The 22,510-nt window shown below is 72.9% G+C and carries 19 protein-coding genes and 1 pseudogene; 12 read left to right on the top strand and 8 right to left on the bottom strand.

What is annotated here, in order from left to right; all coding sequences use genetic code 11:
• The first annotated feature begins 49 nt into the window (after positions 1-49).
• The 5 genes from AB0D99_RS28435 (at position 50) to AB0D99_RS28415 (ending at position 5,229) form a co-directional block, all read left to right on the top strand.
• Positions 50-1,096: an iron chelate uptake ABC transporter family permease subunit gene (locus AB0D99_RS28435; RefSeq protein ID WP_362368299.1), complete on the top strand. Its 1,047-nt coding sequence runs from the start codon at positions 50-52 to the stop codon at positions 1,094-1,096.
• Between the two features lie 74 nt (positions 1,097-1,170).
• Positions 1,171-2,199, top strand: a complete 1,029-nt coding sequence (locus AB0D99_RS28430) for an iron chelate uptake ABC transporter family permease subunit (RefSeq protein ID WP_362368373.1) — start codon at positions 1,171-1,173, stop codon at positions 2,197-2,199.
• Positions 2,196-3,098, top strand: coding sequence for an ABC transporter ATP-binding protein (locus AB0D99_RS28425; protein ID WP_362368296.1), 903 nt, complete (start codon positions 2,196-2,198; stop codon positions 3,096-3,098). Before AB0D99_RS28430 ends, AB0D99_RS28425 begins: the two co-directional genes overlap by 4 nt.
• An 18-nt stretch (positions 3,099-3,116) precedes the next feature.
• A complete protein-coding gene (locus tag AB0D99_RS28420; RefSeq protein ID WP_362368293.1) occupies positions 3,117-4,697 on the top strand; it encodes an amidohydrolase in 1,581 nt (526 codons plus the stop codon).
• Between the two features lie 64 nt (positions 4,698-4,761).
• Entirely contained in the window at positions 4,762-5,229 is a 468-nt protein-coding gene (locus AB0D99_RS28415; protein ID WP_362368290.1) for a hypothetical protein, read from the top strand.
• A 39-nt stretch (positions 5,230-5,268) separates the two neighbouring features.
• Here the strand turns inward: AB0D99_RS28415 and AB0D99_RS28410 are convergent, their stop codons facing one another.
• The 8 genes and pseudogenes from AB0D99_RS28410 to AB0D99_RS28375 form a co-directional block, all read right to left on the bottom strand.
• Entirely contained in the window at positions 5,269-5,721 is a 453-nt protein-coding gene (locus AB0D99_RS28410; RefSeq protein WP_362368287.1) for a hypothetical protein, read from the bottom strand.
• A gap of 115 nt (positions 5,722-5,836) precedes the next feature.
• On the bottom strand, positions 5,837-7,237 hold the full coding sequence (locus tag AB0D99_RS28405) for an aminobutyraldehyde dehydrogenase (protein WP_362368284.1): 1,401 nt from the start codon (positions 7,235-7,237) through the stop codon (positions 5,837-5,839).
• Positions 7,230-8,546 (bottom strand): NAD(P)/FAD-dependent oxidoreductase, encoded by a 1,317-nt coding sequence (locus tag AB0D99_RS28400; protein ID WP_362368281.1) that lies wholly within the window; start codon positions 8,544-8,546, stop codon positions 7,230-7,232. Before AB0D99_RS28400 ends, AB0D99_RS28405 begins: the two co-directional genes overlap by 8 nt.
• A 33-nt stretch (positions 8,547-8,579) precedes the next feature.
• Positions 8,580-9,557 (bottom strand): annotated as a pseudogene (locus tag AB0D99_RS28395) (ABC transporter ATP-binding protein); the annotation flags it as partial.
• 131 nt (positions 9,558-9,688) lie between these two features.
• Complete coding sequence (locus AB0D99_RS28390; protein WP_362368278.1) at positions 9,689-10,612, bottom strand: ABC transporter permease; 924 nt, start codon at positions 10,610-10,612, stop codon at positions 9,689-9,691.
• Entirely contained in the window at positions 10,609-11,481 is an 873-nt protein-coding gene (locus AB0D99_RS28385) for an ABC transporter permease (protein ID WP_362368275.1), read from the bottom strand. Before AB0D99_RS28385 ends, AB0D99_RS28390 begins: the two co-directional genes overlap by 4 nt.
• A gap of 1 nt (position 11,482) precedes the next feature.
• Positions 11,483-12,613: a spermidine/putrescine ABC transporter substrate-binding protein gene (locus AB0D99_RS28380; RefSeq protein WP_362368272.1), complete on the bottom strand. Its 1,131-nt coding sequence runs from the start codon at positions 12,611-12,613 to the stop codon at positions 11,483-11,485.
• A gap of 307 nt (positions 12,614-12,920) precedes the next feature.
• Positions 12,921-14,279 carry an aromatic ring-hydroxylating dioxygenase subunit alpha gene (locus AB0D99_RS28375; protein ID WP_362368269.1) on the bottom strand — a complete coding sequence of 453 codons (1,359 nt, stop codon included), beginning with the start codon at positions 14,277-14,279 and terminating at the stop codon, positions 12,921-12,923.
• Positions 14,280-14,719: 440 nt separating this feature from the next.
• Between AB0D99_RS28375 and AB0D99_RS28370 the strand changes: the two genes are divergently transcribed.
• The 7 genes from AB0D99_RS28370 to AB0D99_RS28340 all read left to right on the top strand — a co-directional run bounded on the left by AB0D99_RS28370 (position 14,720) and on the right by AB0D99_RS28340 (position 22,378).
• Positions 14,720-15,247 carry a hypothetical protein gene (locus AB0D99_RS28370; RefSeq protein ID WP_362368266.1) on the top strand — a complete coding sequence of 176 codons (528 nt, stop codon included), beginning with the start codon at positions 14,720-14,722 and terminating at the stop codon, positions 15,245-15,247.
• A complete protein-coding gene (locus tag AB0D99_RS28365) occupies positions 15,244-16,572 on the top strand; it encodes an NADH-ubiquinone oxidoreductase-F iron-sulfur binding region domain-containing protein (protein ID WP_362368263.1) in 1,329 nt (442 codons plus the stop codon). Before AB0D99_RS28370 ends, AB0D99_RS28365 begins: the two co-directional genes overlap by 4 nt.
• Positions 16,569-16,760, top strand: coding sequence for a ferredoxin (locus tag AB0D99_RS28360; RefSeq protein WP_362368261.1), 192 nt, complete (start codon positions 16,569-16,571; stop codon positions 16,758-16,760). Before AB0D99_RS28365 ends, AB0D99_RS28360 begins: the two co-directional genes overlap by 4 nt.
• 1 nt (position 16,761) lies before the next feature.
• Complete coding sequence (locus AB0D99_RS28355; protein ID WP_362368258.1) at positions 16,762-18,906, top strand: acetate--CoA ligase family protein; 2,145 nt, start codon at positions 16,762-16,764, stop codon at positions 18,904-18,906.
• A gap of 121 nt (positions 18,907-19,027) precedes the next feature.
• Positions 19,028-20,200 (top strand): acyl-CoA dehydrogenase family protein, encoded by a 1,173-nt coding sequence (locus AB0D99_RS28350; RefSeq protein WP_362368255.1) that lies wholly within the window; start codon positions 19,028-19,030, stop codon positions 20,198-20,200.
• Between the two features lie 109 nt (positions 20,201-20,309).
• Entirely contained in the window at positions 20,310-21,497 is a 1,188-nt protein-coding gene (locus tag AB0D99_RS28345; protein ID WP_362368252.1) for an acyl-CoA dehydrogenase family protein, read from the top strand.
• Positions 21,494-22,378, top strand: coding sequence for a 3-hydroxybutyryl-CoA dehydrogenase (locus AB0D99_RS28340; RefSeq protein ID WP_362368249.1), 885 nt, complete (start codon positions 21,494-21,496; stop codon positions 22,376-22,378). The genes AB0D99_RS28345 and AB0D99_RS28340 overlap by 4 nt, the downstream gene beginning before the upstream one ends.
• The last annotated feature ends 132 nt before the right edge of the window (positions 22,379-22,510 follow it).

Genomic DNA, 22,510 nt, shown 5'->3' with positions numbered 1-22,510 from the left:
CCCGAGTTGACACCAGGGGGAGTCGTCGTTGTCGGTGGAAGCCCGGGCGGTGTCCCGAGAGCAGGCGGCCCCTGCGGCCCTCCCCCGGACGGGCAGAGGCGCGACCGCCCTCCGGGGCACGGGCGTCCTGGTGCTGCTCGGAGCCCTCGTCCTCGTCGCGCTGCTCAGCGTCTGGGTGGGCACCCGAGGCATCCCGTTCACCGCCACATGGAGCGTCCTGTGGAACCCGGACGGCTCGGAGACCTCCGTCATCATCCATGACTACCGCATCCCCAGAACCGTCCTCGGCCTCCTCGTCGGGATGGCACTCGGCCTCTCGGGCGCCCTCATGCAGGCCCTGACGCGCAATCCGCTCGCCGACCCCGGCATGCTCGGCATCAGCCTGGGGGCCTCCGCCGGCGTCGTCGTGGCCATCGCGTTCCTCGGCGTCGGATCCGTCCTGGGGTACGTCTGGTTCGCCTTCATCGGCACGGCCGTGGCATCGGTCGCCGTCTATCTGCTGGGCTCCTCGGGGCGGAAACTGGCCACACCGGAACGCCTGGTCGTCGCGGGCGCCGCGGTGACCGCGGTCCTCTACGCCTTCAACTGGGCGGTCCTGCTGCTCAACCCGCGCGCCTTCGAGCAGTTCCGCTTCTGGACGGTGGGATCCCTCTCGGGCCGGTACTTCGACGTCGTGTACGTCATCCTGCCGTTCGTCGCCGTGGGCCTGCTGATCGCCCTCGGACTCGCCCCCGCCCTCAACGCCCTCGCGATGGGCGACCAGGTCGGCCGCGCCCTCGGACTGAACGTCGGCCGCACCCGCGCGCTCGGCGCACTCGCCGTCATGCTGCTGTGCGGCGCCGCCACCGCCGCGGCGGGACCCATCGGCTTCGTCGGGCTCGCGGTTCCGCACGTCGCCCGCTTCGTCGTCGGCCCCGACCAGCGCTGGGTGCTCACGTACTCGATGCTGCTCGCACCGGTCATGCTGATCGGCGCCGACGTCCTCGGCCGTGTGCTCGGCGCGCCCGGCGAGCTCCAGGTCGGCATCGTCACCGCCGTCCTCGGCGCGCCGCTGTTCATCGCGCTGTGCCGCCGCCGGAAGCTGGTGATGCTGTGACCTCCGCACCCTCCGTACGGAAGGACGAAGCCCCCCTCGTCAAGGGCGCGCGCGACGCGCGCGTCGTCAGCGGGCTGGTCCTGCGCACCCGCAAGGGCGGCCTGTCCGTCCGCGTCCAGGGCCGCACGCTCGCCGTCACGGCGACCGTGGTCGCCGTGCTCCTGGCCGTCATGACCGTCACGCTGACCAGCGGCGACTACGAACTGAGCGTCGGCGAGGTCCTCCAGGCCGTGGTCGGCAACGGCTCCGGCGGCGCGGACTTCATCGTCAACACCCTGCGGATGCCGCGCCTGCTGACCGCGGTGTGCGTCGGCGCGGCCCTGGCCGTCAGCGGGGCGATCCTGCAGAGCGTCACGGGCAACGCCCTGGGCAGCCCGGACATCATCGGCTTCACCAACGGCTCGGCCGTCGGCGCGCTCGTGGTCATCATCGTGCTGCACGGCAGCATGACGCAGATCGCCCTCGGCGCGCTGATCGGCGGGCTCGCCACCGCCGTCGTCATGTACCTCCTCATGCTGGGCAGGGGACTGCAGGGCTTCCGGCTGGTGGTCGTGGGCATCGGCGTCAGCGCCCTGCTGCTCGCCGTCAACTCGTACCTGATCACCCGCGCGACCTGGCAGGAGGCCCTGGAGGCCCAGGCGTGGCTGATCGGCAGCCTCAGCAACCGCGGCTGGACGCATGCCAACGCGATCCTCCTCGCCGTCGCCGTACTGATCCCGCTCGCCCTGGCCCTCTCACGCCGCCTCTCCATGGTGGAGATGGGCGACGCGACGGCCATGGCGCTCGGCGTCGGAGTGGCCCGCACCCGCACGGCGCTGCTCGTCATCAGCGTCGCTCTCGCCGCCTTCGCCACCGCGGTGACCGGCCCCATCTGGTTCATCGCCCTGGCGGCGCCCCAACTCGCCCGCAAGCTGACGCGCGCCTCCGGCCCCGCACTGCTGCCCGCCGCGCTCATGGGCGCCCTGCTGCTGACCGCGAGCGACCTCCTCGCACAGCGCCTCTTCGCCCCCGCACTCCTCCCGGTCGGCACGGCGACCGGCATCATCGGCGGGCTGTACCTCATCTGGCTGTTGGTCACCGAGTCCCGAAAGAGCCGCGTATGACGCGCACGACGCACCCCCACGGCACGACCGGCACACCCGGGGCGGGGCCCGGCACGCCCCGACTCCGGGCCGAGGACCTGACGCTCTCCTACGACCAGCGCGTCGTGGCCACCGGGCTCGGCGTCGACATCCCGGACCGTTCCTTCACCGTGATCATCGGTCCGAACGCGTGCGGCAAGTCGACCCTGCTCACGGCCCTCGCGCGGATGCTCAAGCCCCGAGCCGGACAGGTCTACCTCGACGGCGCGGCGATCGCCTCGTACCGCTCCCGCGAAGTCGCCCGCCGGCTGGGGCTGCTGCCGCAGTCCTCGACCGCACCCGGCGGAATCACGGTCGGCGATCTCGTGGCCCGAGGCCGCTACCCCCACCAGCGGATGCTGAAGCAGTGGTCCGCCGAGGACGAGGCGGCCGTGGTCGAGGCGATGCGGCAGACCGGCGTCCTCGACCTCGCCGACCGGCCCGTCGACGACCTCTCGGGCGGCCAGCGCCAGCGCGTATGGCTGTCGATGGTGCTCGCCCAGCAGACGTCCATCCTGCTCCTGGACGAACCGACCACCTTCCTGGACATCGCCCATCAGGTCGAAGTCCTCGACCTGTGCGCCGAGTTGCACGCGCGCAAGGGACACACCGTCGTCGCGGTCCTGCACGATCTCAACCAGGCATGCCGCTACGCCACCCACCTCATCGTCATGAAGCCCGGCGGCACGGTCGCCGCCGAAGGCCACCCGGCGAGCGTCATGACCGCCGAACTCGTCCAGGACGTCTTCGGGCTGCCGTGCCGGATCATCGAGGACCCGGAGACCGGGACGCCCCTGATGGTGCCGGCCGCGCCCAGGCGGTACGAGCCGTCCGAACCCGTCGGCGCGGCCGACGCGATCACGGTTGCCGAATCCTCCTAACCCAGGGACGGACCACCCATGCTCTGCACGAGGCTGACCAACGCCCACATCATCACCATGGACCCGGACCACCCCGTCGCCCACGACCTGGGCATCTGGCGGGGCCGGATCGTGGGCCTGGACGAGGCCGTCACCTCGCTCCCGGCGCGCGAGGTGATCGACCTGCAGGGCGCCACCGTGCTGCCGGGGTTCATCGACAGCCACGTGCACCTGGCCTGGACGGGGCTGAAGGCGAGCACCCCGAGCCTCGCCCCCTGCGAACGCGTCGAGGACGTGCTGGCCGTCGTCGACCGGGCGGCCTCACGGAAGGCGTCGCCCGGCGGGTGGGTGGACATCGCCGGATACGACCAGCGCTCCCTGGGCCGCCATCTCACCGCGCGGGAGCTCGACCGGGTCAGCCACGGCCGCAAGATCTTCATCATGCACGACTCGGGACACGCCTGCGTCGTCAACAGCGCCGTCCTCGCCATGCTTCCCGCCGACATCCCGCACCAGGACGGCTTCCTCGCCGAGAGCGCGATGACCGCGGCCCGCCGGCTGCGCCTGCCCTACGCGCAGACCGAACTCGCCGACGCGATCGAGCACGCCGCCCGCGTCTGCCTCTCCGAAGGCATCACCGCCTGTGCCGAGGCCGGCATCGGAGGGGGCCTGCTGGGCCACAGCCCCGTCGAACTCGGCGCCTACCAACTGCTGCGCGACCAGGGCCGACTGCCCCTGAGGATCCAGCTCATGGCGGCCGGCGACACGCTGACCCCACGCGCCGCCCACACGGCCGACGGCATCCCGCGCGCCCTGGACCTCGGCATGCGCACCGGCTTCGGTGACGACTGGCTCTCCCTCGGCGCCCTGAAGATCTACACCGACGGCGGGATGATGGCGCGCACCGCCGCCCTCACCGCCCCGTACGAAGGCACCACCCAGACGGGCCAGTTGCAGGACGACCCCGACCGTCTGACCGAACTCGTCGTGGACGGACACCTCGCCGGCTGGCAGCTGGCCGTCCACGCCATCGGCGACCGCGCGGCCGACCTCGCCCTCGACGCCCTGGAGCGGGCCCAGCGCCTCCGCCCCCGCCCGGAGGCGCGCCACCGCATCGAACACGCCGGTCTCATCCGCCCCGACCAGCTCCCCCGCATGGCGCGCCTCGGGGTCAGCGCCGTGATCCAGCCCAACTTCCTGCGCTACTTCGGCGACGACTACGCGACGATCACGGGGGAGGAGCGGGCGAACTGGATGTACCGCGGTCGCGCGTTCCTCGACCACGGAGTCACCCTCGTCGCCAGCTCGGACCGCCCCGTCACGGACGGCGCGCCCCTGCGAGCCATCCAGTTCATGGTGGAGCGAGCCTCCACCTCGGGCCGTGTCATCGGCCCCGAGGAGACCGTCACCGTCGACGAGGCGCTGCGCGCCTACACCGTCGCCGGCGCCTACGCCTCCCACTGGAACGACACCGCCGGCACCCTCACCCCGGGCAAGCGCGCCGACTTCGTCGTCCTCGGCGACGACCCGCACCGCGTGGACCCCTCGCGGATCGGCGACATCCAGGTCGTCTCGACCTTCGTGGACGGCCGCAACGCGACCGACGGCTGGAAGCCCTGACGCCCCGGTACGCCCTCGCCCAGTCCGAACGCGCCGCCGACACCGCCCGGGAACGACTGAGCACATGAAGAAGACCCATCTGGCCCTCGCGGCCGTCACGCTCGCGGTCGGCCTGACCGCGTGCGGAACGGCCGAGCCCGACGGCCCTCGCCCCAAGACCCCGATGCCCGGAAACGTACCGGCCGGACCCGAGTACGCGACCGCGGACGCCGTGATGAAGGCCATGGGCACCGGCGGTGTCGCCTGCAAGCTGCTGCGCCGCGCCCAGGCCGACTTCGGCTCGGGACTCGACTGCGTGGCGGAGGTCGACGGAGCCGAGGTGGAGAACGAGATCCACGTGCTCGATCCCGCCAGGTTCACCCGTGACGACATCGGCGACTCCATCGCAGGCCGACGCCAACCCCCGTACAGCCACACCATCGTGGCCGCGGGCAACTGGTACGTCTGGGTCAGGAACCCGGACTACGCCCCGCAGGTCGCCGAGGCGCTGCGGGGCGTGGTCCTGAAGCCGCTGGGAGAGAGCAAGGGGTGAGAGGAGAGGGCCCGCCGCGACCGGACGGACGCGGCGGGCTCAGCGCCCGTACGTGTCGTGGCAGAGGCCGACGATGCCCGGTGCCACCACGCCGTGCGCCTGGCGGCACAGCGAACGCATCCCCGGAGCCTGCTGAGGGGTGCGCTTCGGTGTCGAAGGGCGCCGCTTCTTCGCCGTCGAGGCGGGCTTCGTGCGCTTGCGCTGGGGAGCCGTCTGCCCGTGCCGCGGCTGATCGGGACGGACGAGGGGCCGCGGCGGCGCGCTCGGCTTCCGCTTCCCTTCCGGTTCGGTGGGCTCGAGCGCCTCGCGCGGCGCGGCCTGCCGGGGCGCAGGCCAGTCCGCCACCGGGGCCGGAGGCCGCACGGTGGCGGGCGCGAGGTCGGCGGGGCGGGCGGGCTTCGCCGGCGTCGGGGTATGGGGGAGCGAGACGCATCCGGTGGTGATCAGGAGCGCCGCGAGGAGGAGCGGTGTGGTGGTACGGCCAGGGTGCATGAGCCCACGCTGCCCGACCCGGGCCTGGTCGCGTACGACCCCGGGCACCGGTCCACCGTGACGAGTGAACGCGACCCCCGCGGTGGACCTCGCCCGGACACCGCCCCCACCGCGGCTACACCATGACGTGTTTGACCTGCGTGTAGTCCAGGAGGCCGGACAGGGACAGGTCGCTGCCGTAGCCGGAGTGCTTGACCCCGCCGTGGGGCATCTCGGAGACCGTCGTGCCGTGGGTGTTCACCCACACGATCCCGGTGTGGAGCGCCCGCGTCGCCCGCATCGCACGGTCGTGGTCCCTGGTCCAGACGCTGGCCGCGAGACCGAAGCGGACATCGTCGGCCAGGTGGAGCGCCTCGGCCTCGTCGGTGAAGGGCTGCACGGTCACGACCGGGCCGAAGATCTCCTCCTGGACGATCTCGTCGTCCTGGCGGACCCCGGCGACGACCGTCGGCTCGTGGAAGAAGCCCGGCCGAGGGACGGGCGCGCCGCCCACGACGACCTCGGCATGGGCCGGAAGCCCCGACAACAGGGCACGGACCGAGGCCAGTTGGCCCGCGTGGGCGAGCGGGCCGAGATCCGTCCCGATGCGGAGTCGGCGCGTCGCCGCCGCGAAAGCCGCCAGGAACGCGTCGTGGATCCGCTCATGGACCAGGAAGCGCGTCGGGGCCGTACAGTCCTGTCCCGCGTTGGCGAAGGCCACCCCCGCGAGCGTCGACGCGGCGGACGCGATGTCGACGTCGTCGTGGACGATGACGGGCGCGTTGCCGCCCAGCTCCAGGTGGACCCGCTTCAGATCGGCCGCCGCGGCGGCCGCGATCTCCCGGCCCGCGCGGACGCTGCCCGTGACCGCGATCAGCGCGACGGAGCGGTGGCAGGTGAGCGCCCGGCCGGTGTCGCGGTCGCCGCAGACCACGTTGAGTACTCCCGGGGGCAGATGGGCGGCCGCGATGCGGGCCAGCAGCACCGACGAGGACGGGGTCGTGTCGGCGGGCTTCAGGACGCTGGTGTTGCCTGCGGCGAGGGCGGGGGCGATCTTCCACGCCGCCATCATCAGGGGGTAGTTCCAGGGGGTGATCTGGGCGCAGACACCGACCGGCTCGCGGCGCAGCAGCGAGGTGCGGCCCTCCGTGTACTCGGCCGCGGCGGCGCCCGGTATGTTCCGGGCGGCTCCGGCGAAGTACCGGACCGTGTCCACGATCGCGGGCAGCTCCTCCGTCCGGAACAGCTCCGGCGGCTTCCCGGTGTCCACGGTCTCCGCGGCCGTCAGCGCGTCCGCGTGTTCCTCGATGGCGTCGGCGAGGGCGAGCAGCGCGAGCTGCCGGGTGGCCGGGGTGGTCGTCGACCACTCCGGGAACGCGGCAGCCGCCGCCGCGCAGGCGGCGTCCGTGTCCGCCCGGCCGGAACGCGGCGCGTGGCCGTGCACATGGCCGGTGGAGGGGTCGACCAGCTCCATCGTCGCGCCGGAGGCGGCCGGGCGGTCCTCGCCCCCGATGTGGTTCTCCAGAGCGTCAGCCACGGCGCAGCACCTCCCCGGCGGCGGCGCGACCGGTGCGGACGGCGCCCTCCATGTAGCCGGCCACCCACTGGTCGGATCCGCAGACGTAGAAGGGCGGTTCGTGCGTGCCGTGGAGCGGCCCGACGGCCATGACGTCACCGGGCGTCCACTGGGTGACGTACCCCTGGGTCCACGGGTCCGTGCCCCACAGCCTCAGGTACGTGGCGAGCGGCCGACGGGCCTCGTCGCCGTAGAGCCGGGCGATGTCGGCGAGCAGTTCGGCGGCGCGCAGCGGACCGGGGACGCCGAGCAGCACGCCGTACCGCTCCGGCGGGACCAGCGCGGACAGGACGCCCTCGTTCTGCGGCCACGTGCTGCCGAGGACCCCTTCGCACTCGGACAGGCCGCTGAGGCCGCGATCGCGCCAGAAGGGACGGTCGTAGGCCGCGGTGAACTTGGCCGCGAGGGCGTGGCGTTGACGGTGGAGCGAGGCGAGGCGGGCGTCGCTCACACCGGTGACGGCCACCGAGCGGAGCGGGCCGACGGGGAGCGCGCTGACCACCGCGCCCGCCGTCAGGGTCTCGCCGCCCGCGAGACGAACCGTGCAACCGCCGGGTCGGCGGACCGCCACCGCCTCGACGGGCGCGCCGGTCCGCACCCTGCCGTCGAGCCCCGCCGCCATGCGCAGGGCGACCGTCGCCGATCCCTCGGCCACGCGCAGTCCCTCCCACGAGGCGTAGTCGTAGTGTCCGGGACCGGGAACGGCCGCGCTCTTGCGGAGTGCGGCCAGCAAGGAGGTCCGTTCGTACGAGCCGTCGGCCAGGGCGAGTTGGCCGATCTCCCAGAGACGTACGACCGGCGGGGTCGCGCCCTGCGCCCGCAGCCAGTCGCCGACGGACAGCCGGTCGAGGGCGGCGGCGTCGGGGTGGGCCCACGGGTCGTCGGGGTCCACGCCGCCCGCCAGGGTGGAGAAGGCGGCGCCCACCTTCGCGTGACAGGAGTCGTCACCGGGGCCGAACCAGTGGGGCGGATCTCCCGCGGAGATCCCTTCCGCCGTGGCGCGCACGAGGTCCCCGGGCTCGGCGACGTAGCTGGGGACGAGCGTGAGGCCCAGCTCGGCGACGAGGGCCGTGTACGCGGTGTGCGCCCGGCCGACCACCTCGCCGCCGAGCTGGACGAGTCGGCCGTCGGGCAGCGCGGTCTGTTCGACGCGTCCGCCGACGCGGTCGCGGGCCTCGACGACGAGGACGTCGGCTCCGCCCGCTGCGAGGTCGCGTGCGGCGGCGAGGCCGGCGAGCCCCGCGCCGAGCACGATGACGTCGTGGTTCATGGGGTTTCTCCGATCGGTGCCGGGACGGGCGGTTCAGTCGAGGACCAGGCAGTGTTCGGGCTTCCAGCCGATCTCGACCTGCTCGCCGCCGCTCCACCGGTCCTCCATGCGGGAGCGGAAGGTGTTCTGCTCCAGTACGTGCACGGTGACGCCGGGGGCCAGTTCGATGAGATACGTGGTGGTCGGGCCGGAGTAGACGGTCTCCCGTACGACGCCGGTGACCTGGGCCATGCCGGCTTCGAAGTCGGAGAGCCAGATCTTCTCGGGGCGGATGGAGAGGCTGACCCGACTGCCCTCGACGACCCCGGAGCGCGTGCCGACCGGCAGGGCGGGGCCCTGATCGAGCACGACCTGGCCCGAGCGGTAGGTGCCCGGCACGAGGTTGGACGTGCCGAGGAAGGAGGCGGTGAAGGTGCTGGTGGGACGCTCGTACACGTCCTCCGGCGTGCCGCACTGCTCGATGCGGCCCTCGTTCATCACGGCGAGGCGGTCCGACATGGTCAGCGCCTCGTCCTGGTCATGGGTGACGAAGAGGAAGGTGATGCCGACCTCGCGCTGGATCTGCTTGAGCTCGACCTGCATCCGGCGACGCAGCTTGAGGTCGAGGGCGGCCAGCGGCTCGTCGAGCAGCAGGACCTGGGGCCGGTTGACCAGCGCGCGGGCGAGGGCGACGCGCTGCCGCTGACCGCCGGAGAGGGTGGGCGGCTTCCGGTCGGCGAGCCCGCCGAGCTGGACGAGGTCGAGCATGTCCCCGACCCGCCGCCGGATCTCGGTGCGCGGGACGCCCTTGCGCTTGAGCCCGAAGGCCACGTTGTCCGCGAGCGAGAGGTGGTCGAAGAGGGCGTAGCTCTGGAAGACGGTGTTGACGTTCCGCTTGTTCGGCGGCAGGCCGGTCACGTCCTCGCCGTCGAGCAGGACGCTGCCTTCGGTGGGGTCGGCGAAGCCGCCGATCATGCGGAGGAGGGTGGTCTTGCCGCAGCCGGAGGGACCGAGGAGGGAGAAGAACTCACCGGCGGCGATGTCGAGGACGATGTCCCGGACGGCGTACGCGTGGCCGGAGGAGGCACGGGCGGCGGCGGGCCCGCCGGCGTACCGCTTGCTGACCCGGTCGAGACGGACGGCGGGGTGCGGGTGCATGGAGGTCACTTCCCGGAGAGCAGGTCGAGGCCGCCGCGGCGGCCGAAGAGGCGCGGGATGGCGAGCGCGAGGGCGATGAGGCCGATGGAGCCGGCCAGCATGAGGGTGCCGACGGCGTTGATCGTGGGCTGGACGCCGAATCTGATCGCCGAGTAGATGCGGACCGACAGGGGCTGCGGGTCGACGCCGGTGGTGAAGTAGGCGAGGACGAAGTCGTCGAAGACGAGGGCGAAGATCAGGACCGCGGAGGCGAGGATGCTCGGGAGCAGCGCGGGCAGGGTCACGAGGCGCAGCGCCTGGCCGCGGGTGGCGCCGAGATCCATCGCGGCCTCCTCGATCTCCGGGTTGAGTGCGGCGATGCGCGAGCGCAGGATCACCGTCACGTAGGAGATGGAGAACGTGATCTCGGCGAGCATCACGGTCGTGGTCGACAGCGTGACGCCGAGGCCCTTGAAGAGGAGCATCGCGGCGACGCCGGTGACGATCTCCGGGGTGATCAGCGGAACGAGCATGACGAGTCCGGCGAAGGAGCCGAGCCGGCCGCGGCTCCGGACCAGGCCGAGCGCGAGGGCGACGCCGAGGACGAGCGAGCCGGCCATGGCGACGAGGGAGACGCGCAGACTCATGCCGAGCGAGTCGAGGAGCACCTCGTCGCGGAGGAACGCCCCGTACCAGCGGAGACTGACGTCCTCGAAGACGGTGAGGGACTTCTGTGAGTTGAAGGAGAAGAGGACGACGACGCCCACGGGGAGGTAGAGCAGGGCGAAGAAGACCGCGGTGACCGCGATGGCGAACCGGGGCCGGCCCTCGGCTCCATGGCGCGACCCGGACGCGCGGCGGGCCGGGGGAGGGGCGGGGGAGGGCGCGTCCCGCGGAGGGGCGGATGCCGGGGGTTCGGCGGTCGGGCTGCCCTGGAGCCGTGGGTTCATCGGGCCGCCTCCGCCTCGTCCTTGCGGGCGCGTCGCAGATAGCCGAGCATCCCGAGGAACAGGACCGCCATCAGCAGCATGGTCAGGGCCGAGCCGAGCGGCCAGTTCTGGCCCTGGAAGAACTTGTCCTGGATCAGGTTGCCGATCATGATCTGGTCGGGGCCTCCCATGAGTTGGGCGCTGACGAAGTCGCCCATGGCGGGCAGGAAGACGAGGACGCAGCCGGCGGCGGCGCCCTGCCGGGTGGCGGGGACCGTGACGAAGAGGAAGGTCCGCAGGGGTCCGCCGTACAGGTCGCGTCCGGCCTCGATGAGCGAGGTGTCCATGCGTTCCATGGCCGCGTACAGCGGGATGATCATGAAGACGACGAAGCCGTAGACGAGTCCGGCGACGACGCCCGCGCCGGTCTGGAGGATGCGGGTGCCGTCGTCGGCGACACCGATGGCGCGGAGGGCCTTCAGGAGCGGCCCGTCGTCGGAGAGGACCACGGACCAGCCGTACATCCGCACCAGGTAGTTGGCGAAGAAGGGGACGACGATCGCGGCGATCAGCAGGTTCTTGAAGCGTCCGCCGCACATCGCGATGGCGTACGCGACCGGATAGGCCACGGCCAGGCAGATGACACAGGTGATCAGGGCGTAGCCCAGGGACCGCAGCAGGACGGTCCGGTACGCGGGGTCGGCCAGCGCGGCGATGTTGTCGAAGGCGAGACCGAAGCGCGGGTTCCCGAGCGGGTCGGTGGTGCCGAACGCGAGCGTGGCCACCAGGATCAGCGAGGCGACGAGGAAGCCGGTCATCCACAGGGTGCCGGGGAGCATCAGCCAGGTCCACAGCCGGTCCTGCCGTCGGCGTCCATTGCGTCGTTCCATGTCAGCCGGCCTTCACGTCGGTCCAGGCGGCGTCACGGGCCTTCTCGTCCCGCGCGGTCCCGTTGCGGTAGAACAGGTCGTCCTTGAGGTCGTCCGTGCTCACCTGACACTGGGGGAAGGGCTCCACGAGCGCGGCGTACGTGTCCTCGCTGCCGCGGACCGGCATCGGGTAGCCGATGTACTCGATGTTCCTGCGCACGTTCTCCGGCCGGAGCATGTAGTCGATGAAGAGCATCGCGGTGCCGGGGTGCGGCGCGTCGGCGGGAATGGCGTAGCAGTCGGAGTTGACCGGAGCGCCCTCCCGGGCGACCTGGAAGCCGAAGACCGACGGGTCCTTCGCCTGGGCGAGCATGGCGGCCATGTCGCCGCTCCACGCCTGGGTCATGTCGGCGTTGCCGTTGAGGAGGTTGTTGTAGCTGTCGCTGGAGAAGCCGCGCAGTCGCGGACGGAGCGAGCGGAGGGTGTCGGTGACGCGTTCGAGGTCGTCGGGGTCGCCGGTGGTGAGGCCGAGCCCGTGCTTGAGCGCGCCGATGCCGAGCACCTCGTCGCGGTCGTCGAGGACGAAGACCTTGCCCTTGGCCTTCTCGTTCCACAGGTCGTTCCAGGAGCCGGTCAGATCACCGAGCCGGTCCCTGCGCCAGCCGATGCCGGTCTTGTACATCGTGAAGGGGACCGTGTGCCGGGACCGCGGGTCGTACCAGGGGTCGGCGAAGTAGTCGTAGCCGCCGAACACCGCTTCGGCGTTCCTCAGTCTCGTGTGGTCGATGCGGTGCAGCCGGCCTCCCTGGGTGAGGCGCTCCGCCCACTTGGCCGTGGGGAAGATGATGTCGTAGCGGTTGCCGGCGTTGAGCTTGGCGACCATGCCTTCCATCGAGTCGTAGTTCGACTGGACGACCTTGACGCCGTACTCCTTCTCGAAGCCGGCGAAGACGGCCGGATCGACGAAGTCGGCCCAGTTGAAGTAGACGAGGTCGCCGTCGACCTTCACGTCGATCGGCTTGTCCTCGGCCTCCTTTCCGGCCGGGTCGCCGCCGGATGCGAATCCGCAGCCGGCCGCCGTGAGGCCGAGCGCCGTGGCGGTGCCGGCGCGGAGCAGTGAACGTCGGGTCAGGGAACGTGCCTCGGGGGACATGTGGGTCCTCTCCGTTGGGCCGCAGGGGGACGGCGGAGGAACGAACGGGGCGTCGGGGGAGGGAGCGCGGGGAGGGAGTGCGGGGAGGGAGTGCGGTGCCGCGGTGGGCGGGACGCGGTGCGCGGGGACGGCCGTGGGGACGGCGCGGAACGCGAGGACGGCGGTGGTGCCGGTCGGGTGCGCGCGGGGAGCGGCGAGGCGGGGTGCCGGGTTCGGCCGACCTCAGGGGCCGCGGCGCGCCCACGGGTTGGGGGCGGTACGCCTCAGGGACGGCGGACCGGGACGGCGTCCGTCGGCCGCGGGCGGATCACCCGTCCGCCACGTCGAGATCCGCCCGGATCCGATCGGCGAACCACCCCACCGCCGACTCCCGGCGCGACAGCGGGCCCGGCTCGAACCCGGGTGTGGAGAGCCCTCGTTGGACGCGGGCGACGAGCTCGGCGTCCTCGTCGTTGGTGATCCAGCCGATGTGGATGTTGAGGCGCCGGGCGAGCCGGGTGCGCAGGCTCGTGCCGCGGCGGGTGTAGAACCCGCCCGGTACGGCCACGCGTTCCGTCCCGGTCGGGATCGCGGTCCACGCCAGGACGTGGTCGGGGTAGAAGTCGATGAGGGTGTTGGGGTAGATCACCGCGTACCGCCAGACCCGCCGGTCGGCCTCGTCGAGGCCGGGCATGGGCGCGGCGACGCGCTGGTAGAGGCGCTCGGCCCAGTTGGAGGACGGCTTGTCCCGCAGGGGCGAGGTGAAGAGCGCGTAGGACTCCTCGATCTCGCAGGTGTAGCCCTGGTAGTCGAGCAGCCTCATCAGCCCCGGATGGGCCACCGGGACGTGATAGCCCTCCAGGTAGTTGTCGACCGCGACCTTCCAGTTGGCCTCCTGCACCTCGGCGCCGGCCAGGTCGTGGATCCGGTCGCTGCCGATCGGTACGAGGTCCGCCCCCGCGTAGTGGCCGACCGCCTCGGCGAGTCCGGCGCACTGCTCGGCGAGCGGCACGGCGTCGGGATCGAGGTTGACGAAGACGAAGCCGAGGAACGACTCGACCCGCGCCGGGAAGAGACCGAGCCGGGGCTTGTCGAGGCAGGGGATCTGCCGAGCCTCCGGGGCTCCGACGAGGCTTCCGTCGAGTCGGTACGTCCAGCCGTGGTACGGGCAGCGGATCGCCTTGCCGGCCGGTTCGGGGTCGGTGACCAGGCGGGTTCCGCGGTGGCGGCAGACGTTGAGGTGGGCGGCCAGGCCACCGTCCTCGGTCCGGACGACCAGGACCTCGCGGTCCGCGACCTTGGCGGCGAGCCGGGCTCCGGGGCCGGGCAGGTCGGACTCGTGGCAGACGACCTGCCAGGACTTGGCGAAGACGTGCCGCATCTCCGCGGCGGCGATGTCGGGGTCGGTGTAGTAGCGGGCCGAGAGCGCGGGCGGCGGGACGTCCTGGTCGGAGGTGTTCCGGCTCGCGCCCGTGCGGCCGGTGGTGTCGCGGGGCGGGGTGCGCTCGCGGTCGGTGGTGTGGCGGACCGGGGTGTCCTGGCCGGACGGCTCGTTGTCGGTGGTGTCGCGGGGCGGAGTGTGCTGCCCGGACGGCTCGCGGTCGGTGGTGTCGCGGGCCCGGGTGTCCTGGCCGGACGCCGTGCGGCCGGGCGGGCTGAGGGGTGTTTCGGGGGCTCGGGATTGCATCGTGTGACTCCTCCGTGCCGGCCGTGCGGCGATCGGTGTAGGGCATCGATGTCGAGACGACCCAGCTGCGGGCAGGTGGTCGGGGCGGGCGCCGAGACCAGGCTGACCGATTGGACAGCCAGAGTGCTGGCTGAATTCCGTCGGGTCAAGACTTGTACCCTGACCGATCGGTCAGCTAGCGTTGAACCTGGCTGACCGATCGGTCAGTGAACTGCCTCATGTCGCTGCTCCGGCGTTTATCCGCCTCTGACCTGCGCATCCGCCCGTCGGACCCGGACGCAGCCCGGCGCGCCCCGGCACCTGCCTGGGGTCCGCGCAACCCCTTCCTCCCTCGGCCGCACGCCCTCGGCGTCCCCGCGGCGAGCTCAGGGCCCGTACCCGCCCTCGGCTCCCTCGGCCACCCGCCGGGTCACGGCACCCCACCTCTCTCGGAGGCACCCATGAGCGCTCGTCGCCGTCTGGACTGGCTCGGGCTCACCCCCGAACCGGAGCGGGAACTCCCCGCGGCGGTCGCGACGCTGCGCGCCGCCTCCGCCTCCGCCTCCGCCTCCGCCTCCGCCTCCGCCTCCGCCTCCGGCGCGGCGCCGGGCGCCGCGGACCACCGGTCCGCCGCCCGGGCGGAACTCGCGGCCGCCGAACGGCGCCGCCTGGAACGCCTGGTCCTGCGGGGCAGCCGACACAGCTGGCTGCGCTACCTGGCAGAGGTCACCGCCCTGGTCACCACCGTGGCGGCACGGACGGACCGGGCCGGCGACCCCCGGCGCGACCCCGCCGAGAACACCCCGCCGCCCCCGCCCGACGACCGCGCGGCCGCTCTGCTCGCCGCCGAGGTGGTCCTCGACCACCACCACATGCTCATCGGCCTCCCGGGCGCGGGATACGGCCGCACCTCCGGGGACCGCGCCGCGCTGGAAAGGGCGGTACGGACCCTGCGCACCCAGCACCCCCGCACGGGAGAGAGCCGATGACCACGATCCGCCGGCAGACGGCACCGTCCCCGGGCTCCGTCCTCGGAGCGGCGCCGGGCGTCACCGAGAGCGCCGCGGGCTACCGCGCGACCGGCGGATACGCCGAAGGCGCCAGCCCGGACGAGCTGCTGCGCCACCTGGACGCGGCGGGACTGCGGGGCCGTGGCGGCGCCGGATTCCCGGCCGCCGTCAAACTGCGCGCCGTACGCGAACGCGGTGGCTCCCCGGTCGTCGTGGCCAACGGCGAGGAGGGCGAGCCCGGTTCCGTCAAGGACCGTTGGCTGCTGCGGGCCCGTCCGCACCTCGTCCTCGACGGCCTCGCCCGCGCGGCGGCGATCACCGGCGCCCGACGCGGCTACGTCTACCTCTCGGACCCCGAGGCCGGCGTCCGCGTCCGCCGAGCCCTCGCCGAGCACCCGCCGCCCCTGCCCGTCGAGGTCGTGGAGACCGCGCACACCTACGTCGCCGGCGAGGAATCCGCCGTCGTGCGCAGGATCGACGGCGGTCCGGCGCTGCCGACCGCCAAGCCGCCCCGCCCCTTCGAGAAGGGCGTCGGGGGCGAGCCGACCCTGGTCGCCAACGTCGAGACCCTCGCCCGGATCGCCCTGACCGCCGCCCGACCCGGTCTGCGCGACCGGATCGCCCGCACCACCCTGGTCACGCTGTCCGGCGGGACCGCGGACGCGGTGCTCGCCGAAGTCTCGTACGGCGTCCCGCTGCGCGACCTCGCGACCCTCCAGGGGAGCCCGGACGCGGCCGGCGCGCTGATGGGCGGACTGTTCGGCGGCCTCGTCGACGCCCGGGCCCTGGACCTCCCCCTGGACCCCGACGCCCTCCTCGGGGCCGGCACCGCCCTCGGCTGCGGCGCGATCCGCTTCCTCGCCTCCCCCGCCTGCCCCGTGTCCGCGGCGGCCGACGCGGTCGGCCACCTCGCGGCCGAGAGCGCACGCCAGTGCGGAGTCTGCGTCTCCGGCACGGGCGCGATCCGCGACGCACTGGACGCGCTCGTCGCCGGTTCGGCCGGGCCCGACACCGCCGCCCGCCTCCACCGGTGGTCCCAGGGCCTGCCCGGGCGCGGGGCCTGCGGCCTGCTCGACGCCGCCGCCGGCACCGCCGGCAGCCTCCTGCGTGCCTTCCCCGCACTCGTCCCGCTCCACCTCGACCTGCCGTGCGCCACGTGCGCCGCACGCCCCCGCGCGAGCGCCACCGGCCGACTGTCCGTCGCCGTACCCGAGGTCGTCGACGCCACCGCCCACGCCCAGGCACCGGCCACCGCCCCGCCCACCTCACGTTCTCCGCTGCCCGCGCTGAAAGGAACGCCATGAAACTCCTGTTGGACTCCACCCTCTGCCAGGGCTACGGACTGTGCCAGGAACACGCGCCCGAACTCGTCGAACTCGACGAGTGGGGGTACGCCGCCGTCATCGCCGTCTCCGTCCCGCCCGCCGCCGAGGACGAGGCGCGCGCCTGTGCCGCCAGCTGCCCCAACTCCGCACTCCGGTTGGAGCGTTGACATGGCACGCGATCTGACCTCGCTCTTCGACCCCGCCTCCGTCGCCGTCGTGGGCGCCAGCGACGACCCGGCCAAGTACGGTCACGCGGTGGCCTCCCAAGCGCTCCGGGCCCCCGACCGGCGCCCCGTCCACCTCGTCAACCGGCGCGGCGGCACCGTCCTCGGCCGGACCGCGGCCACCTCCCTGGCCGAGATCGGGGAACCCGTCGAACTGGTGGTGATCTCCGTCCCCGGCGCCGGCTTCGAGGCGGCCGTCGACGACGCACTGGCCTGCGGGGCGAAGGCGATCGTCGGCATCACGGCCGGTTTCGCGGAGGCCGGCCCCGCCGGACTGGCCCGGCAGCGGGCGATCGCCACGCGCGTCCGGGACGCCGGCGCCGTCCTCGTCGGCCCCAACTGTCTCGGCGTCGCCGACAACACCACCGAGCTGTACCTGGCCTCGGACCGTTTCGCACCCGGCGCGGTCGCCCTGCTGAGCCAGAGCGGCAACCTCGCCCTGGAACTCCAGCTCCGCGGCACCCCGCACGGCCTCGGATTCTCCCGCTTCGTCTCCCTCGGCAATCAGGCCGACGTCACCCTCGTCGACCTCGTCGAGGACTGCGCCCGACACGAGGCCACCTCGGTGATCGCGGTCTACGCGGAGGACTTCGGCGACGGCAGGGCCTTCGCACGGGCCGCGGCCGACGCGGGCAAACCGGTGGTCCTGCTGACCGCCGGCCGCGGCACAGCCTCGGCCCGCAGCGCCCAGTCGCACACCGGAGCGCTGACCACGTCGGCCGACGTGGTCGCCGCCGCCTGCCGCGACGCGGGCGTCGAACTCGTCCGTACACCACGGGAGATGACCGTGGTGCTGGCCGCACTGAGCGGCGGGGTCCGCACGAGCGGCCGACGGACCGCGGTCTTCACCGACGGAGGCGGCCACGGAGCCATCGCGGCCGACGCCGCCGAGGACGCCGGGCTCGACGTGCCGGAGCTCGACGCTCCGACGCGGGACCGGCTCCGCACGGTGCTCTGGGAACAGTCCGCGGTCGCCAACCCGGTCGACCTGGCGGGGATGGGGGAGCAGCGCCCCCTCTCGTACGCGGACACCGTCGCGGAACTGCTCGCGGCGCGGGAGGTCGACGCCGTCCTGATGACGGGGTACTTCGGCGGGTACGCCGCTTCCGACGGCGGCCTGGGCGGCGGTCCGGCCGGGGGCTCCGTCCTGGCCGAGGGCGAGACACGGGCCGCGAAGGAGATCGTGGCGCACCTCGCCCTCATGCCGAAGCCGCTCGTCGTGCAGTCGATGTATCCACAGTCGCCGAGCTGCCGACTGCTGGTCGAGGGCGGTGTGCCGGTGTTCTCCGCAACGGAGGACGCGGCCCGCGCCCTGGCGGCGATGACGGGCCGGGCAACGTCCGGCCCGGGCCCCACGGCACCCACGGGACCGTCGGGCGAGCCCGCTTCCGGGCTGTCGGGCGCAAGGGAGTGCGCCACGTCGGCCGGGATCGCCCCGCTGCCCGCGCCGCGGCCGCCCCTGACAGACCCCGGATACCACCCGATCCGGGCGCTGCTCGAAGAGGCCGGGGTGCCGTTCCCCCGTGCCCGCGAGATCGTCGACGAGGCCGGACTGCTGGCCGCGGCAGGGGAATTCGACGGGCCGTACGTGCTGAAGGCCCTGCACCTCCTGCACAAGTCGGACGCGGGCGGCGTGGCCCTGCGGCTGCCCGACCGGGCGGCGCTCCTCGCCGCGTACCGGGACATGCATGCCCGGCTCGGCGCCCCCTCGTACTCGGTCGAGGCGATGGCCGACCTCTCGGACGGCGTGGAGCTGATCGTGGGCGTGAACCGGGACCCGCGCTTCGGACCGGTGGCCATGGTCGGGCTCGGCGGGGTCCTCACCGAGACCCTGCGCGATGTCGCCTTCTCCCTCGCACCCGTACCGGCCGGGCGCTCCGAGGAGCTGCTCCGTGGTCTGCGGACCGCCGCGTTGCTCTCCGGAGTCCGTGGCCGGCCGGCCGTCGACGTGACCGCCGCGGCCGCCGTGATCGAACGCATCACCGCGGTCGCCGCCGCCCATCCCGAGCTCGCCGAACTCGAGGTCAACCCCCTCCTCGTACGCCCGGACGGCGCCGTGGCCCTGGACGCCCGGGCCGTCCTGGGCTGACCGCGCCCGCAACCGCTCCCGCAGCGGAGCCACGCGGCCCGTGGCATCCCGTACCCCTGCCCCTCCCCGTACCCCTGCCCCTCCCCGCGCCCACCCCGCCACCTCTGCCCTGGAGGACACGATGGACTTCCGCTACACACCCGAGCAGGCCGAACTCAAGGCCCGGGCAGCCGCCTACACCCGACTGTTGATGACGTACGAGGACCAGTCCGAGCAGGCCGGTGGCCCGCTTCCCGCCGACACCGTCCGCGAGCTCACGCGCGCCGCCATCGACGCGGGCGTCTACGCCATCAACATGCCGGCCGAATGGGGCGGCGCCGGCCTCTCCCTCCTCGACCAGGTGATCGTCGAGGAGGAATTCGGCAAGGTCACCAACTGCCTCTGGGACATCCCCTGGCGCCCCGCGAACGTCCTCGCCTACGGCACCGAGGCCCAGCGCGAGAGGTATCTGCTGCCCGTGATCCGAGGCGAGCGCTTCGACGCCTTCGCGGTGACCGAGCCCGGAGCGGGCTCCGATCCCGGCTCGGGCACCAGCACCGCGACCCGTACCGACGGCGGCTGGCTGCTGAACGGCGAGAAGTGGTTCGTGACCTGCGGCGACATCGCCGACTTCCTGCTGGTGCAGGCCGACGCGGGTCCGGAGCGGGCCGCGACCCTGTTCTTCGTCGACAAGCAGGCGGCCGGCGTGGAGATGACGCGAGTCCCGCGCTTCATGCACTCCGCGGTCAACGGGCACCCCGAGTTCACGTTCACCGACGTGTTCGTCCCCGACGAGGATGTGCTCGGCGGTGTCGGCAACGGCTACGAGCTGACGAAGGAGTGGTTCACCGACGAGCGGCTGATGATCGCCGCGCGGACCGTGGGGGCGGCCGAGCGGGCCCTGGAACTGGCTCGCGACTGGGCGGTGGAACGCCGTCAGTTCGGCTCGCCCATCGCCGACTTCCAGCTGATCCAGGGGATGCTCGCCGACTGCGCCGTCGACATCGCCGTCAACCGCGCGTACACCCACCAGGTCGCGTGGGAGGCCGATCAGCCGCACACCGACCGCAAGACCCTGCATGCCAAGGCGTCCACGGCGAAACTCGCGGCCAGCGAGGCCGCCGGGCGGGTCGTCGACCGATGCGTACAGATCTTCGGCGGTCGTGGCTACGACCGCTCGTACCCGGTGGAACGGATGTACCGCGAGCTGCGCGTCGACCGGATCTGGGAGGGGACCTCCGAGATCCAGCGTCTCATCATCGCCAACGAACTGATCAAGCGCGGCACCCGGGCGCTCGCCCTGCCCGGCTCCTGACGATCGCTGCCCCGGGACGAATCCGCCCACGGCTCCGCACCAGTCACCTCCCTCCCATCCGGAACCGGCCCTCGACCCCACCCCCCTCCCCGACCCAGAGGACTCACCCATGGACTTCCGTCTCACCCCCCGTCAGGAAGAGCTCAAGGGCTCGGCGCGTGCCCTGACCGACGTCATCATGAAGTACGAGCTCGACTGCGAGGAGAACAACGGCCTGCCCCCGCGGGCCCACGCCGAGATCCGCGACGCCGTCCTCGACAGTGGTCTGCAGGCGGTGAACATGCCGGTGGAGTGGGGCGGCGCGGGCCTCACCATCCTGGAGCAGGTCACGGTCCAGGAGGAGCTGGGACGCCTCACCGGCGCCCTGTGGGACATGGTGTGGCGCCCGGCCAACGCCCTGTCCTTCTGCACGCCCGAGCAGCGCGAGCGGTACCTCGTGCCCGTGATCCGGGGACAGCGCCGTGACTGCTACGCCGTGAGCGAGCGGGAAGCGGGCTCCGACCCGCAGAGCCTGCGGACCACGGCGACGCGGACCACCGGCGGCTGGGTGCTCAACGGCGAGAAGTGGTTCGTCACCGTCGGGGACCACGCCGACTTCATGATCGTGCTCGCGGTGGCAGGGGAGGAGCGGGCCCCGACGCTCTTCCTCGTCGACAAGGACACCCCCGGCGTCGAGATGACCCGGGTGCCCCGCTGGATGCACACCTTCGTCTACGAGCACCCCGAGTTCACCTTCACCGATGTGCACGTCCCCGACGACGCCGTCCTCGGGGAGGTGGGGAACGGCTACGACATCACGCGCTCCTGGTTCTCCGAGGAACGGCTCATGATCGCCGCCCGGACGATCGGGGCGGCCGAACGCGCCCTTGAACTGGCCCGGGACTGGGCCGTCGAACGCCGCCAGTTCGGCTCCCGCATCGCCGACTTCCAGCTGATCCAGGGGATGCTCGCCGACTGCGCCGTCGACATCGCCGTCAATCGCGCCTACACCCACCAGGTCGCCTGGGAGGTCGACCGGGGCGGGACCGATCGCAAGACCCTGCACGCCAAGGCGGCCATCGCCAAGCTGTCGTCTAGCGAGGCGTCCGGGCGGGTCATCGACCGCTGCCTGCAGATCTTCGGAGGCCGCGGCTACGACCGCTCGTACCCCGTCGAGCGTCTCTACCGCGAGCTGCGCGTCGACCGCATCTGGGAGGGGACCTCCGAGATCCAGCGTCTGATCGTCGCCGGCGAACTGGTCAAGCGCGGTACGGGAGTTCTCCGGATGCCGACCGCGCCGGAGCCGTCCACCCGATGACCGACGTCGAACGGGTCGGCATCGTCGGATGCGGCCTGATGGGCTCCGGCATCGCCGAGGTCTGCGCCCGCGCCGGCCGGGACGTCGTGGTGGTGGAGTCGGACGGGCCGGCCGCGGAGGCCGGCCTGCGCCGCATCACCCGCTCCCTGGCACGGGCCACGACCGCCGGAAGGCTGACGGCCGCTGAACGGGACGCCGCCGCCGGCCGGATCACGATGACCACGGACTGGGACCGGATCGCGGACCGGGATCTCGTCGTCGAGGCGGTGGCCGAGGACGAGCGGGCGAAGGTCGAGGTCTTCACCCGGCTCGACGCGACGGTGGAGCGCAGGGACGCCGTCCTGGCGACGAACACCTCCTCCATCCCCGTCATCCGGCTGGCCGCCGCGATCTCACGGCCCGCCCAGGTCGTAGGGCTGCACTTCTTCAACCCCGTGCCGGTGCTTCCCCTGGTCGAACTGGTGCCGTCCTTGCTCACCGGAGAGGAGACCGCCCGGCGCGCCGAGGGCTTCGCCTCCGACGTCCTGGGCAAACGGGTCATCCGCGCCCAGGACCGCGCGGGGTTCGTCGTCAACGCGCTGCTCGTGCCGTATCTGCTGGCGGCGGTGCGGATGGCGGATTCCGGCACGGCATCCGCCGAGGACATCGACCGGGGCATGACCCTGGGCTGCGCCCACCCGCTGGGGCCGCTCGCGCTGGCGGACCTGATCGGTCTGGACACCGTCCAGGCCATCGCGCGGTCGATGTACGCGGAGTACCGGGAGCCGCTGTACGCTCCGCCTCCGCTCCTCGCCCGGATGGTGGACGCGGGCCTGCTCGGCCGCAAGACGGGCCGGGGCTTCCACACCTACCCGGCCCGAACGGGCGACGAACAGGGATGATGGGTGTGCGGGCCCGGCCGCCCGGGCCCCCCCACCCCCCCCCCCAACAACCACAACGGGAGTAGCCCCCCTGACCAAGGCCCAGCGCCCACGCGCGACGCGGGAGCGAAACCACACCGCCGCGGGCGCGGT

The sequence above is a fragment of the Streptomyces sp. NPDC047971 genome, from assembly GCF_040653355.1.
GTDB lineage: Bacteria > Actinomycetota > Actinomycetes > Streptomycetales > Streptomycetaceae > Streptomyces.
The sequence above is the reverse complement of the archived record's forward strand: the minus strand, read 5'-3'. Positions and strand labels throughout refer to the sequence as shown.

Coding starts and splice junctions, on each gene's coding strand:
- AB0D99_RS28425 (WP_362368296.1), top strand. CDS start 2,196: ATGACGCGCACGACGCACCCCCACGGCACGACCGGCACACCCGGGGCG.
- AB0D99_RS28420 (WP_362368293.1), top strand. CDS start 3,117: ATGCTCTGCACGAGGCTGACCAACGCCCACATCATCACCATGGACCCG.
- AB0D99_RS28415 (WP_362368290.1), top strand. CDS start 4,762: ATGAAGAAGACCCATCTGGCCCTCGCGGCCGTCACGCTCGCGGTCGGC.
- AB0D99_RS28410 (WP_362368287.1), bottom strand. CDS start 5,721: ATGCACCCTGGCCGTACCACCACACCGCTCCTCCTCGCGGCGCTCCTG.
- AB0D99_RS28400 (WP_362368281.1), bottom strand. CDS start 8,546: ATGAACCACGACGTCATCGTGCTCGGCGCGGGGCTCGCCGGCCTCGCC.
- AB0D99_RS28390 (WP_362368278.1), bottom strand. CDS start 10,612: ATGAACCCACGGCTCCAGGGCAGCCCGACCGCCGAACCCCCGGCATCC.
- AB0D99_RS28385 (WP_362368275.1), bottom strand. CDS start 11,481: ATGGAACGACGCAATGGACGCCGACGGCAGGACCGGCTGTGGACCTGG.
- AB0D99_RS28380 (WP_362368272.1), bottom strand. CDS start 12,613: ATGTCCCCCGAGGCACGTTCCCTGACCCGACGTTCACTGCTCCGCGCC.
- AB0D99_RS28375 (WP_362368269.1), bottom strand. CDS start 14,279: ATGCAATCCCGAGCCCCCGAAACACCCCTCAGCCCGCCCGGCCGCACG.
- AB0D99_RS28370 (WP_362368266.1), top strand. CDS start 14,720: ATGAGCGCTCGTCGCCGTCTGGACTGGCTCGGGCTCACCCCCGAACCG.
- AB0D99_RS28365 (WP_362368263.1), top strand. CDS start 15,244: ATGACCACGATCCGCCGGCAGACGGCACCGTCCCCGGGCTCCGTCCTC.
- AB0D99_RS28360 (WP_362368261.1), top strand. CDS start 16,569: ATGAAACTCCTGTTGGACTCCACCCTCTGCCAGGGCTACGGACTGTGC.
- AB0D99_RS28355 (WP_362368258.1), top strand. CDS start 16,762: ATGGCACGCGATCTGACCTCGCTCTTCGACCCCGCCTCCGTCGCCGTC.
- AB0D99_RS28350 (WP_362368255.1), top strand. CDS start 19,028: ATGGACTTCCGCTACACACCCGAGCAGGCCGAACTCAAGGCCCGGGCA.
- AB0D99_RS28345 (WP_362368252.1), top strand. CDS start 20,310: ATGGACTTCCGTCTCACCCCCCGTCAGGAAGAGCTCAAGGGCTCGGCG.
- AB0D99_RS28340 (WP_362368249.1), top strand. CDS start 21,494: ATGACCGACGTCGAACGGGTCGGCATCGTCGGATGCGGCCTGATGGGC.